This window comes from Streptomyces sp. NPDC048389 (genome assembly GCF_040706335.1).
In the GTDB taxonomy this organism is placed as follows: Bacteria; Actinomycetota; Actinomycetes; order Streptomycetales; family Streptomycetaceae; genus Streptomyces.
Map to the genome: position 1 here is coordinate 21,413 of NZ_JBEZKP010000033.1, position 11,975 is coordinate 33,387.

An 11,975-nucleotide genomic window follows, 5' to 3' on the forward strand; every position below is an offset into this window, starting at 1 on the left:
CGGGCATCTCGCCCCTGCCGCCGAACCCGGCGACAAGGTGGGGCTGCTGCGCCACTCGCGGTCGGTGTCCCGCACTTCGGGCACGGCACCACCCGTGGCGGGTTCGCGCCGACAGGCCGATCACCTCACCCTGGTCCGTCATGTTCTCAACGACCAGTGCCGGCAACCCGGAAAAGACACTTCCCACAAGGGAGTCGGCCTCACAGATGCGATACCGACCTCCCCGGCGGACTCGTTGACACCGGGTAGCAGCTTGCCATCCCGCACAGGGGATCGCTCGGCCCCGGAGCCGAAACCGCCTGGGCCGCGCGCAGTTGAGTCGGGCGCCGGACGCCAGGGGACATGAGCCTGCGCGGCCCCGGCCCTCTGTGACCTCCGCGTGACGTGAACCGCGGCCTGCCGTTGAAGGAGGCGATGCCCCTTACACCGCAGCGAGACGTCACCGCTCCCACGATCGTGATCGGAGCCGGCCCCCACGGCCTGGCTGCAGCCGCGCTACTGTGCCGCTCCGGCACGCCGACTGTGATCCTGGAACGGTCGGACCGAGTAGGAGCCAGCTGGGCGCGGCGATACGACCATCTGCGCCTGCACACACCCCCCGGCGTCTCACAACTCCCCGGCTTACCGGTGCCGCGCCAGGCCGGCCCGTGGGTGAGCCGGGACGACTATGTGCGCTACCTGGAGAGCTACGTCGCCCACCACCGGCTCGACGTTCGGCTGACCACCCCGGTGCTGCGCATCGAGCGGGCCGAGCCCGGCTCGGGTCCCCGGTGGCTGGTCCACACCCCGGACGGCCCCGTCCCGACTGAAGCGGTCGTGGTGGCCACCGGCCGCTGCCACACCCCGGACGTCCCCCACTGGCCCGGGCGTGCGACCTTCACCGGCACACTGCTGCACTCGGCCCACTACCGCTCTCCGGCCCCCTACCGCGGGCAACACGTCCTGGTGATCGGCGCCGGCAACAGCGGTACCGAGATCGCCGGCGTTCTGGCCGGAGCCGGCGCCCGGCGGGTTCGGATCGCAGTCCGCACCCCACCCAACATCCTGCCCCGCTCCAGCGCCCGTTGGCACGTGGTCGGCCGGCTGACGGAGGCCCTCCCGCTGTCGTGGCGCGACCACACCTCCCTGCTCACGCAACGTCTCGCGGTGCCCGACCTGACCTCACGGGGACTGCCGCGGCCCCGGACGGGGCTGTACACCCGCAATGCCCGCGAAGGGGTCAACCCGGTGCTCGATCACGGCTTCGTGGACGCCGTCCGCTCCGGGCGGGTCGAGCCGGTCACGGCCGTCCAGGGGTTCGACGGCCCCGACGTGGTACTGGCCGACGGCACCCGACTGCGGCCCGACACGGTCATCGCCGCCACCGGGTACCGGACCAACCTGCACGACCTGGTCGGGCCCCTGGGCGTTCTCGACGAGGACGGGCAACCCCTCGCCGTAGGGGCAGAGAGCCATCCCGAAGCCCCGGGCCTGTACTTCGCCGGCTACACCAATCCCCTCACAGGCGTTCTCCGCCAGGCGGGTATCGAGGCGCGCGCCATCGCCCACGCGTTCCGCCGCGAGACCGCGCGGACACCGCTTCTCGGCCCCCGGGTGGGCGACCGCCCGGCCGACACCCTCCCCAGAGGACACGCTCCGGGCTGACGGAGCCTCGGGGAGCATGCCGGGTTACGCCCGCCCGACGGGGCCGGCCAGCGGTCGCTCCTGTGCCCTCGAAGCCGCGGGGTGTCCCCGGTTCTCCGCGTGGATTCATGTCCAGAAGGGAACATCGCTCCAGCGGCATGGGACCGTGGACAAGGAGATCTCCGTGACGGCAAAGTCCGGTCGTGCTGTCCGTGCCCGAGCTCGCGGAGCAGGACAAACAGCGCACGGTCTACGTCGATCCCTGCACGGGCGAGGTGCGCGGCGCCCTGACCACGTGGTTCGGTTCGACCTCCCTGGCCACCCGGCTGGACGGTCTGCACCGCCCTCTCCACCTCGGTGAGAAGGGCCGCCTGTACTCCGAACTCGCCGCGAGCCGGCTGTGGGTGCTGGTTCGGGCGGTCTGCTGGTGTGGTTCGGGCGCCGGCGCACCTACGCGGGCGGACCGAAGCGCAACACGGTGCTGCCCGAGCGCGGGGCGCGGGGTGTGCGCCGCAGCCGCGGTCTGCACGCGACCACCGGGGTGTGGATCTCGGCCGGCCTGCTCGTCCTCAGCGCCACCGGGCTGACCGGGTCGGCGTACGCCGGTGAGCGCTTCGCCGAACTGCGCACCTCGCTGAGCGCCTGCGCGCCCGAGTTGGACACCTCCATCTCCGGCCGCTCGAAGGGCACGTCCGGGCACGACCGCTCCGCAGGGCACGAAGCCGCGGCGGCGGGCAGCCTGCCTGCCTGCCGGGCTCACCGTGGACCAGGTGCTGGAAAGGGCCCGTGGAGCGGGGCTCGACGGCCCGTATGGAGTGCGTGATCGAGTCGGTGGTGACCAAGCGTTTGGGCGCTCTGCCCGTCGCTGCCGAGTTTCCGCGCCGACTGGATGTTGCGGGGATCGTCGATGCCCTTGCCCGCCCGATCCCCGGGCGGAGCTGACGCACGGCCGCGTGATCGAGGTGCTGGTGGCCAACCGGGAGCCGGCCCGCCAGGCCGAGGCCGCCCGCGGCGAAAGCAAGGGCCGGAAGACCCGCCGCTCCCGCTGGACGCTCGCCCGGTGAGCCGTACGCGGTCGCGCCGGGGGACGACCACCGGGGAGTCGTCGCCCGGCGCGGCCGCGGGAGCTCGATGAGAGCGCACGATGCGGCGATGAGTTTTCCCGGCCCGGCCGGTCTACCGTTCGTCAATGATCAGAAAGCGCGAAGCAGGAGGAGCGACGTGAGCCAGTTGCTGCGGGTCCAGAACTTCACCGTCTCGAGCGACGGGTTCGGCGCCGGCGAGGGCCAGAGCCTCGAGAAGCCGTTCGGCCATGCCGATCCGGGGAACATGTTCGCCTGGGCCATTGCCACCGACCACTCACCCATCAACCGCTCCGAACCCGGCGGCAGCCGAGGTCTGGACGACTACATCACGCGGGACTACGCCCGCAACATCGGCGCCGAGATCATGGGCCGCAACAAGTTCGGGCCGCAGCGCGGGGCCTGGCAGGGCCACGAGTGGCAGGGGTGGTGGGGTGACGAGCCCCCGTTCCACACGCCGGTGTTCGTCATGACGCACCACAAGCGCCCGTCGTTCACGCTCTCCGACACCACGTTCCACTTCGTCGACGGCGACCCGGCCGCGGTGCTCGCCCAGGCGAAGGAGGCGGCGCAGGGCCAGGACGTCCGGCTTGGCGGTGGGGCCACGATTATCCGGCAGTTCCTCGAGGCCGACCTCGTCGACACCCTGCATGTGGCGGTCGTGCCGACGAAGCTCGGCTCCGGGGCCCGGCTGTGGGAGTCCCCCGATGAGCTGCTCGATCGGTTCCACCAGGACGTCGTGCCCAGCCCGAGCGGCGTGACGCACCACCTGTTCTGGCGGAAGTGAGGCCGGACCAGCCGGTCGGCGCGGGTTCCGTCACCGGCGCCCGCGGCATGGCCGCCGCCCAGCGGCGTCCCCAACCTCACGGGTCAGTACACCTGGCCCCTCGACCACAAGTGTCCTCGCCCTGCCCCTGGAGGACAGGGCGAGAAGCGTTCACACATGCCTCGAGGAGGTCGACCGCCACCACGCCCGCAGCCGCTTCGAGCATGAGGATCTGCAGACGAACGGCACGGGCGCCGAGTGGTCCGACGACCAGGTCTCGCCGCCTACGGTGTGGAGGAGGCCACCGGATCCGGCTCAACGGCCGGACGACCGTGGTGGTGTCACACCCACTCCACGCCCGGCTTCTACGGGACTGTGAAACTGAGCCGCCCCGCCCTGACCGGTCAGCTGCCCACCTGCGTCGCAGACTGCAACTCCAGACTCCTGTCAGTCGCTTGGCACCTCTTCCTTGATCGTCAGATCCGCCGTTGTCCCATAGAGAGTCTCCAGATCAACGAGGAGCAGATCCTCGCGGCCGGCCGCGGACTCCATCAGGTCCGGGTAGAACCCGTGCAGGGAGAACAGGGCCAGGGTGGTGCCCGTGGTGTCGTAGCCCTGCTCGGTGAGCAAGGTACGGATGCGTTCCAGACGTTGCAGGTCGCCGGTACCGCGGCGGGCTGCTGTCGCCTTGGCCTCACCAAGGAGGGCGATCTTGGCGCGGGGCGCCTGAGGGCGCTCGCCCAGGGCCAGAGCGATGACGTCGACCTCGTGCTTGGTGCGGGCCGCGGGATCGGCCACTTCGGTGGTACCGACCGGGCCGGGAAGACCGCCGGGGAGCAGGGTGCGGGCGTAACGGCGGGTGAAGGCGCGGGCGAGGTCCTCGAAGTGAGGGCCGAGGATCTTGGAGTTGAAAGTGGGCAGGGCCGCCTGCCACGCCTCGTCGGCGAACCCTTGCTCGATGGTGGCCGCCTGCGGCAGCGTGATCAGCTGGTTGAAGCGGATGACGGGGTCAGCCAGGGTGATGACGGGGTGGCGGGGGCGGAGGATGTCCTGCTCGCGCTGGATGTAGCCGGTGGACTCCAGGACGTGGAGCGGGTGGGTTACCGCGTTGCGCTGCCTCTCCAGGGCCGCGCCGATCTTGGTGGGGGTGGTGGCGCCCTGGGCGATCGCGGTGAGGATGTCGTAGTAGAGGGTGTGCTGGGTGATACGCGGGTCCTCTCGCAACAGGTACTCCGTCTCTGTCCGCGAGTAGACCGCGCGCCCCGAGTCCAGGAGCGTCCGGGAGAGCCAGGCGGCGAAGCCGGCGTCCGGGTGCGGTCGGGCGGCGACCGGCCGGTAGCCGGGGGCCCCGCCGAGCACCGCGTGAACCTGCAGGGCGGTCAGTGGGTCGTCGATCCGCCAGAACTCGCGGGCGGCCCGGTAGTCGAAGGCGCCCAGGCGCAGGTCGACCACCGCGCGGCCCCGCAGCGGCTTCGTCCCGGACAGCAGCTCGTGCATCACGCTCATCGCGGACCCGCAGAGGATCAGCCGTGGCCCGGCTCCGGCGCCGCGCTGGCGCTCGTCGTAGAGCTGCTGAAAGACGATGCCGTCGGATGCCGCAGCGGCCCCCGACCAACGGAAACGCCGCAGGTCAGGGCCGCGTTGAGCGGGCCGACCTGTTGTGCGGGCGAAAACAGGGCGGACTGTCGAGGCCACCGCGAAACCGCAGGTCAGCGAGCCTTCGACGCCGGCTCGAGGATCGCGACGACCTCCATCGTGACGCGGCACGGGAAACAGATCCACTGATCCACCCCTCGGATCAACGACGCCGCGCTCACATGGACGCTCTCCCGCCTGCGGGTCGAACCGGTCACCCCGGCCCTCGCCCAGTCCGCAGCCACCCTGCTGCGCGCGGCCGGACTGCACGGCCACGAGTACGCCATCGACGCCATGCTCTGCGCCTCCGCCCTCGCTCAGCCCGGTCGGGTCACCATCCTGACGTCCGATGTCGAGGACATCACCGTGCTCACCACCGACCACCCCCGTGTGGCTGCCGAGAAGGGGCGAGCTGACCGACCGGATCGGCGAGCTGCCCGAGGACACAGAGGTCGTCGTCCACTGCCGAGGTGAGTGCTGCGCGCTCGCCCACGACGCCGTACGGCTATTCACCGATCACGGCCGGCAGGCGATCCGGCTCAACGACGGCATGCTCGAGTGGCGTCTGGCCGACCTCCCCGTGCACGGCGGGGCGACGGCGTGAATGCCATCCCCGGCAGCGTTCCCTCGCCCCCGGGTCTCGCGGCGCCGGCTGCGACGCAACGGCGGCCAAGACCGGCGAAGGGGGCGGCGGCGGAGCCGCGGCCCGGCCCCGCGGCCTCATCGTGCGCGCCCTGGCACCGAGCCGGGTGACTTCTCCGCTGCTTGCGGCCGGCCGCACCGCCTGTCGATGTGAACGCTCACGCCGCCCACCGGACTGTGCGCCAAGGCCGGCGGGCACGCGCATCTCACGCCGCGGTCGTCGGACTGGGTTGGGCGGCGCGGTGGTGTTCGACATTGATGCGCTGGGCTTCTTCGAGCTGGTCTTCCAGGACGACGATGCGGCAGGCGGCCTCGATCGGGGTGCCCTGGTCGACGAGCTCGCGGGCGCGGGCGGCGATGCGCAGCTGGTAGCGGGAGTAGCGGCGGTGTCCGCCTGCGGAGCGGAGCGGGGTGATCAGGCGGGCATCCCCGAGGGCGCGGAGGAAGCCGGGGGTGGTGCCGAGCATGTCTGCCGCCCGGCCCATGGTGTAGGCGGGGTAGTCGTCGTCGTCGAGACGGCCGTACGAGTCGTCTGCTGTCATTTCACCTCTCTGTGGCACGCATGGAGGGGCCCTGGTGCCGCACGGCACCAGGGCCCCGAAGGAACTGCTACACCACCTGCCGGCCCTTGTGCTGCACCGGCCTTCTGTATCCGCATGCCAGACCTGGATGCTGTCCGGGGTGCGGGGATCGCAGTTGCGTGACCGGAGACCACCTCGCTATCGATGTCCTGCGGTACCCGGGTTCGAGACATCTGCCCGGGCGATCCTGATGGTGCTCGGCTCCTCCGTTCTTCCCTCTGGATCGATCACTTACCGAACGGGAACTACGTACTGCTGGTGTTGCGAACTACTGGTGTTGCGAACTGCTGGTGGCCTCTCACAGCGCCACTTCGGCAGCCAGCCCCGTCGCCCGTCCTGCGTCTGCTCTGGCTTGGAACCCCACTGCCGAACCTCCCGGTGCGCGCGCCCGCAGCCGACGCCTTCACCGAGGTACTGCTCACCAACTTCACTGCTGGGTACCGCGAACTGCACTTACTACGGGTACTGCCACTGCGGTAACTGCCGTATTGCTGATGGCGGCCCCTGATCACTGCGGGCCACCCGGTCCGGTCACCAGTCCCGTCGCCGTCCTGCAACAACCCTGGCTTCGAAACTCCGTCACCGCACCGTCCTGCGAACTGCACCTGCGGGCACTGCTGCCCGGCAGTTCATCTCTGCCGGGCCCTGCTGTCTCTCTGGGCTACGACAGAAACCATAGCCACGACACCACCTCATGTCTACTCCGGCCAGCATAGATTTTCGCGTGTTCGGCAATGAGGTGTCGGCTTCGAAGAGTGAGGGGTGGGGACACCGGGCAGTCATCGTCGGGGTCGACCGCCACAGGCCGGGGCACCAACCCGTGCATGCAGGGCGGGGCATCGGCGATCCACCCCGGACCCCGGCACCCCGACCTGCGGATACTGCGGGATCGAACTGCCCCGGACCGCGGGGAAGAGTACGCCGTCCTGGTGTTCCCCACGCTGCCGCCGGATGGCACACCGCCAAGGAGTGGAGCGGCCCCCGGGCCGCCGACCCCGACCGCCTCTCCGGCGAAGCTCTGCACGAAGTACGACGAGATCATCCACCGCATCCCCATGAGCCGCCGCGGCCCGGCTGGGTACTGCCAGCGATGCCGAGACCAGGACTACCTCCAACGCCGGCAGAGCCCCACTCGGCCTCCCGCCGGCCACAGCGTTCCGACGGGTCCGACATGCGGCTTCTGCCGATCCCCCATGGAAGCGGCCTCAGCCGCCCGACGATGGTGCTCGCACGCCTGCCGACAGGCCGCCTACCGAGCACGCAAACTCGGCGAGTGACCGGTGCCAGTGATCGTTGATCGATTGCCACTCAAGGATGATCGACGTCAGTTGGTGCCACCGAAGGTTGATCAGTGGGGCGTACAGGCAGGCCGGGGACGTGGTGGGGGCACCTGTCGGTGTGAGGTCCGGAGACCCCGGAGTCAGACCTTCCGGATCCGGTCGGTGATCTCTTGCCTCGCCGCGAACCCGGCCGCCTTGTACGTCGCGACGCCGCCGACGTTGGAACTCGGCGTGCACACGCGCACGCTCGACGAGCCCATCTCCCGCAGTGCGGCCGCCCCGGCGACGGTGATCGCCCGGCCATAGCCGCGGCCGCGGTGGCCCGCATGGACGCCCATCGGCTCGACCAGTCCCGGCTTCCCCGGGCCGGCCGACCAGACCGTCACCACCGCCGCGGGGTTGCCCTGGTCGTCGTAAGCACCCAGGCATCGGACGTCGGCGTAGAACGGTCCCGCGGACATCTCGTGCCGGTACTCGCGCGTGGGCCTCGTGGTGTTGAACGCGGACCGCAGGACGTCGGCGAAGTCCTGTGCCTGCTCCAGGCCGATCGCCTTGATCCACACGCCGGGGTCCTCCACCGCTTCGGCGAGGTCGCGGAAGAGCGGCGTCCACGGCTCGTCGACACCCCAGCCCTCCTTGGACAACAGGTTGTGGAGCAGCAGGCCCTGCGGCGCCTCGATGGACACCGCTCCTTCCGGCAGCACGCCGCGCTCAGGCAGCGAGAAGTCCCCGACGAGCCGCCGCGCCAAGTCCTCGTCCTGGAAAGCGTCGGGAGCGACCGTCATCCGCACCAGCGTCGGCGAGTCCAGCATCCCGACAGCGAGGATCCGTCCGCCCCGGCTCCAGGTGCGGACCACTGCGGCCGTCTCGGCGGTTCCAAACCGGTAGTTCCAGCCGATGTCCCCGGGATGCAGCTGCATCGGCGCTTCGTCGTGCTGCCACTCCCGCAGCGCCGCAATAGCCTCGCGCATCCCGTCGGCCGTCGGCGTACTCAGCACAATCGTCATAGCCGGGATCTGACACCCCCGCTCGGTGGCGTGCAACCGATTGACGTAACAGCCGAGCGATCGATCACGGCCCAAGACGCTTGGTACTGAGTGACGGTGACAGCTGAGGCGACCAGCCTTCACCGAGGCGCAGCAGCGATCCGTGAAGAACGTCCTCGACCGCCGTACCTGGGCCACCCGCCAGGAGTCGCGGATCGCGATCGTGACCTGGATCGAGCGCACCTACCACCGACGCCGGTGTCAGAGACGCCTGGCCCGATTGACCCCCGTCGAGTACGAGACCATCATGACCCCAGCCGCAGCCCTGGCTGCATAAACCCCGCTGTCACCCAACCCTGCAGCAGTCCCCAAGTCTGTCGAGAGGTCGGTGGGAAAGCCTGCCACACGTCGCCGGGGTGGGCTCTCACCGCTGTGTGGGCCCTTGATCCGCCACCGATTGAACACGCAAAGCCGAGTAAACCGGCTCCTCACGGGGAACGATCAGGGCTTCCGAACGGGCACCACCGCTCGCCTACCGCAAGGACCACCGATGCTTCCTGAGGTCCGCCCTTACGTATCCGCGCCCCTTACAGGCCAGTTGGAACACCAATTGGGTCTGGCTCCGAACTGCGGAGCCGGCCATCTCGATGTGGAGCACGTCGCCGGCATCGCAGTCGTCGCGGCTGCCCACTCAGGTGGCTATGCGGCCATCGGTCATCTCCTCGGACTGCTGGCCGCGCTCCCTTCCCCTGCCGAGGCAGGGGAACGTTTCTGGTCGGACCTGTGGAGGTCCTCCGGCACCGTCTACCTGCTACCCGCCACCATCAAGGCCGACGTGTTGCAGGCCCTGGCAGGCGAGGGGACCGCCCTGGCTCGGCAGATCCTTTCGGCAGTCGACGAGATGACCCCGCCGCAACGCGTCGCAGCCGGAGAGGTGATCGGCCAAGCCCTCGCCGAATCCGACCATCTCCCCGACCTCAAGACACAGGTCATCGGAGAACTGTGGCTCCGCGATCTCGAACTCACCGCCTGGCACGTCCTGCACGCCGACCGCAGGGCGGACGATCCCACTGGGCGGAAAGCCTTCCTCGAAGCCTGGACGAACGCCTGAAAGTCCAGGAGCCTCCGTCACTCGAATTGGCTGGTCAACTAATGTGACGGTCGCTGGGGATCAGCGCTGTGCGGCGAACATGCCTTCGATCTCCTTGAGTACGGGATCAGGTCGGTCCGTCGGCACCTCGTGGGAAGTGCCCTTGGCGGTGACGCGGTGCGCAGCCGCCCTGTCGCACCACGACAGCCGCAGTGAGAACAGATCGGACCCACGTCGGCACTCCCCTCGGGCGAATGGTGAACCCGTTGCCGCAGTGGGGTAGCTTACCTTCTCGTGCTCGCCAGAAAAGTCGTGTCACCGGGTACGTACTGAGGGCGAGCACCCTGACGGGAAGGGCGCTCCCATGCGGGACAGCGGAACGGGCGGACTGGGTGAGGCCCTGGCCGCGGCGGAGGCCGCGCCGCCGGTGGAGTCCGTCGACGTCATAGCCGCAGCGTTGCGAAGACAGTTCGGGGCCCGGTCCGTGTCGTTCCTGATCACCGACTTCACCGGCACCTCCGTCGTCCGCCTGGGCACGGCGGACGACATCGACCTGGACCGCCCCGCAGATCCGATCGCCGTCTCCGGCACCGTGTACGACGAGGTGATACGGACGCAGCGGCCGCATGTGGAGGCCGTAGGGGGCGGTGGCTCGACGCGAGTGATCGCACCGGTCACCAATCGCGGGGATGCGCTCGGGCTGCTGGAGCTCCATCTGCCACACCACCCCGGCCCGGCCACCCTGCCGGAGATCAGCCGGAGCGCCCACGCCCTGGCGTACATCATCATCGCGAACCGGCCCTTCACCGACCTGTACCAGTGGGGCCGCCGCACCAGCCCGCTGAGCCTGGCCGCCGAGATCCAGCACCGGCTGCTGCCGACGTCGCTGGCCTGCGAAGCCGCCCAGTTCGCAGTTGCCGGCGCCCTGGAGCCGGCCGAGTTCGTCGGCGGCGACACCTTCGATTACGTCATAGACCGCGACCACGTCCAGCTGTCCGTCACCGACGCCATGGGGCACGACGTGGACGCTGCCCTCCTGGCCACCCTCCTCGTCGGCGCACTGCGCCGCGCCCGCAGGCAGGGAGCCGATCTCCGGGAACAAGCACAGGCCGCCGACCAGGCCGTGGCCAAGCACAGCGGCGGCCGCTACGTCACCGGGCAACTGCTGCGGATCAGCCTGCACGACGGACGAACCGAGTTCATCAACGCCGGCCACCCCTGGCCCCTGCGCCTGCGCGGCGGCAAAGTCGAGGAGATCGCGCCGACCATCGACATGCCCTTCGGCTTCCTGGCCCCGCACACCTACACGGTCCAGCACCTGGACCTGCGGGCAGGGGACCGGCTGATCATGCTCACCGACGGGATGCAGGAGCGCAGAGCCGCGGACCTCGATCTGCCGGTCCTCATCGAGAACACTCAAGACCTGCACCCCCGGGAGGCCGCCCGTGTCCTGATCGAGCACGTCGTCCATGCCCACGACGGGCTTCTACAGGACGACGCCACTGTGATGTGCCTGGACTGGTACGGCACCGAGTCCACTCGCCGCGACGCCGACCACGGCGCCGACCTCACCGACGCCTCCCCCACCGTCGGAGAGCACACCGCACCCGCAGGGCCCGCAGACCCCCGAAGTTGAAGTTGCCCTGACAGGTTCATTTCCCCGGACCAGAGGGCGCGTCCGAGCCCAACGGACCGACTCAACGCGAGTGTAAGCAGACTTGCTCCCCCTCGGATCTGCTGCCGGACCGGTTTCGCCGGGGCTTCCTGAGAGTGGGGAATCCAGCTGGCCGTATGTGGAAAATCTTGGCTGCCCCCGCAGACGTCCCCGCGCCTTCAGCGACAGGGCCTCAGCGTCGTCCTGCCCGAGCCCGGCACCGCGAAAAGCAGCCCGCCGGTCGGCGAATACAGGGCCCATGTCGAAGCCTGACGCGCTGCTTGTTGACGATGCCGGCCTGGTGGAGTCCGGGCGCAGCAATCAGATGCCTCTGACTGTGGTCGCCGGTGGTGCTGTCATCACGGGTCGACTGGCTCCCGAGGCCGTCTGGAGGCAGCGGGTGTCCAAGGTCCTGGCGGACTCGGCCCGCCTGAGCGACTTCTCCGCCGTGTTCACAGCTGCGGCGCGCGTGGAGGGACCGCCCACCCGTCTGCATTTCCATGTGGCTCGGATTCTCCAGGGCACCGTGGGGATCCCGGAGACAGGCGGGATGTACCGGGTGGCGATCGAAGAAGTCAGCGCCTGGACCATGGGCGACTTCAGCTGCTCCGAGCACTGACACACTGCCGCGCCGAG

The 11,975-nt window shown here is 69.8% G+C and carries 8 protein-coding genes and 4 pseudogenes; 9 read left to right on the top strand and 3 right to left on the bottom strand.

The window, feature by feature from the left end; all coding sequences use genetic code 11:
- Positions 1 to 414: 414 nt before the first annotated feature.
- The 3 genes and pseudogenes from AB0903_RS21895 (at position 415) to AB0903_RS21905 (ending at position 3,492) form a co-directional block, all read left to right on the top strand.
- Positions 415 to 1,644 (top strand): NAD(P)/FAD-dependent oxidoreductase, encoded by a 1,230-nt coding sequence (locus AB0903_RS21895; protein WP_366705222.1) that lies wholly within the window; start codon positions 415 to 417, stop codon positions 1,642 to 1,644.
- Between the two features lie 173 nt (positions 1,645 to 1,817).
- A pseudogene (locus AB0903_RS21900) lies at positions 1,818 to 2,299 on the top strand (PepSY-associated TM helix domain-containing protein); the annotation flags it as partial.
- A 545-nt stretch (positions 2,300 to 2,844) separates the two neighbouring features.
- Complete coding sequence (locus AB0903_RS21905) at positions 2,845 to 3,492, top strand: dihydrofolate reductase family protein (protein ID WP_366705224.1); 648 nt, start codon at positions 2,845 to 2,847, stop codon at positions 3,490 to 3,492.
- 426 nt (positions 3,493 to 3,918) lie between these two features.
- Here AB0903_RS21905 and AB0903_RS21910 read toward each other — a convergent pair.
- Positions 3,919 to 5,058: pseudogene (locus AB0903_RS21910) on the bottom strand (ATP-binding protein); the annotation flags it as partial.
- A 204-nt stretch (positions 5,059 to 5,262) separates the two neighbouring features.
- Here AB0903_RS21910 and AB0903_RS21915 point away from each other — a divergent pair.
- Together AB0903_RS21915 and AB0903_RS21920 are read left to right on the top strand one after the other, a co-directional pair.
- Positions 5,263 to 5,493 (top strand): annotated as a pseudogene (locus tag AB0903_RS21915) (DNA-binding protein); the annotation flags it as partial.
- Positions 5,456 to 5,710, top strand: a complete 255-nt coding sequence (locus AB0903_RS21920; protein WP_366705226.1) for a rhodanese-like domain-containing protein — start codon at positions 5,456 to 5,458, stop codon at positions 5,708 to 5,710. The pseudogene AB0903_RS21915 and the gene AB0903_RS21920, both read left to right, overlap by 38 nt.
- A 244-nt stretch (positions 5,711 to 5,954) precedes the next feature.
- Here AB0903_RS21920 and AB0903_RS21925 read toward each other — a convergent pair whose 3' ends face one another.
- Entirely contained in the window at positions 5,955 to 6,290 is a 336-nt protein-coding gene (locus AB0903_RS21925) for a MerR family transcriptional regulator (protein ID WP_366705228.1), read from the bottom strand.
- A 1,459-nt stretch (positions 6,291 to 7,749) separates the two neighbouring features.
- A complete protein-coding gene (locus AB0903_RS21930; RefSeq protein WP_366705230.1) occupies positions 7,750 to 8,616 on the bottom strand; it encodes a GNAT family N-acetyltransferase in 867 nt (288 codons plus the stop codon).
- A gap of 145 nt (positions 8,617 to 8,761) precedes the next feature.
- On the opposite strand from AB0903_RS21930, the pseudogene AB0903_RS21935 reads away from it, so the two are divergent.
- The 4 genes and pseudogenes from AB0903_RS21935 to AB0903_RS21950 form a co-directional block, all read left to right on the top strand.
- Positions 8,762 to 8,932 (top strand): annotated as a pseudogene (locus tag AB0903_RS21935) (IS3 family transposase); the annotation flags it as partial.
- A gap of 213 nt (positions 8,933 to 9,145) precedes the next feature.
- Positions 9,146 to 9,706, top strand: a complete 561-nt coding sequence (locus AB0903_RS21940; RefSeq protein ID WP_366705232.1) for a hypothetical protein — start codon at positions 9,146 to 9,148, stop codon at positions 9,704 to 9,706.
- Positions 9,707 to 10,049: 343 nt separating this feature from the next.
- A complete protein-coding gene (locus tag AB0903_RS21945) occupies positions 10,050 to 11,321 on the top strand; it encodes a SpoIIE family protein phosphatase (protein WP_366705234.1) in 1,272 nt (423 codons plus the stop codon).
- A gap of 277 nt (positions 11,322 to 11,598) precedes the next feature.
- Complete coding sequence (locus AB0903_RS21950; protein WP_366705236.1) at positions 11,599 to 11,958, top strand: hypothetical protein; 360 nt, start codon at positions 11,599 to 11,601, stop codon at positions 11,956 to 11,958.
- The last annotated feature ends 17 nt before the right edge of the window (positions 11,959 to 11,975 follow it).